Annotated in this window: 1 protein-coding gene; it reads right to left on the bottom strand. The window is 66.3% G+C overall.

The genetic code is table 11. The features are described 5' to 3' along the window. On the bottom strand, nucleotides 1–805 hold an 805-nt coding region (locus ABN034_RS34235; RefSeq protein WP_349695110.1), incomplete at its 3' end, for an IS630 family transposase. Between the last annotated feature and the right edge of the window lie 52 nt (nucleotides 806–857).

Raw genomic sequence — 857 nt, 5'->3', positions numbered from 1 at the left:
TGTCCACGATCAGGTACAGCTTCCCGGACGGGAACCGCCTGCGTAGCTGCTTTAAGAAGCCGAGGAACTCGGTCCACCGTTTGCGGTCGCGGAACCGGAAGAACATCTGGCCGGATGCAAGGTCCAGGCCGGCGAACATGTGCCGCACGCCGCCGGTGCGCGTGTAGGTGGCTCGCAGTCTGGTGGCGCCCTTGGTCGGGAACCAGCCCTTGCCGGGTCTGGGCTGCAGGTTCAACGGCCCGAACTCGTCGGCGCAGATCACCCGCCCGTCGGCCGGCGGATGGTCGTACAGGTCGAGGATCCGCGCCATCCTCGCAGCGAATTCCGGGTCCTTCGATCCCTTCCAGGTCTTACTCGCCTGCCACGAGATCCCGGCCTGGCGTAGAACCTGCCGGATCGTCTCCGTGCTCGCACTGATCATGTGCGCATCGGCTAGGAAGTCGCGCAGCTTGGTCAAGCTCCACGTGGTGAACGGCTGGCCCAGCTTGCCCGGCGGGGTCTTGGCGATCCGGCAGATCTGTTCACGTACCGCGGGGCCGATCCTGCGTGGTCGACCCCCTCTCCATTTTGGGTTCAAGGCATCGAACCCCATCCGGTTGAACGTCTTGATCACATCGCGGGCGTAGGCCGGCGTAGCAGCGAACATCGCTGCCGCCTCCGACGCCGAACGGCCCTGCAACGACGCCAGCACGATCCCGGCCCGCCGCAACCGGACCCGATCCCTGGTCCGCCGCGTGACCTGCACCAGCCGCTGAGCCTCCTCAGGCTCCAACTCCCGAACGAATACCTCAGGCTGACGTGCCATGACTCACCTCCAGGCACAGCCTCCCAGGCGCAGCCCAAGCCAGCACGAGCGG

It is taken from the genome of Actinopolymorpha sp. B11F2, from assembly GCF_040195635.1.
Classification (GTDB): domain Bacteria; phylum Actinomycetota; class Actinomycetes; order Propionibacteriales; family Actinopolymorphaceae; genus Thermasporomyces.
This window is presented reverse-complemented; position numbering and strand designations above follow the sequence as displayed.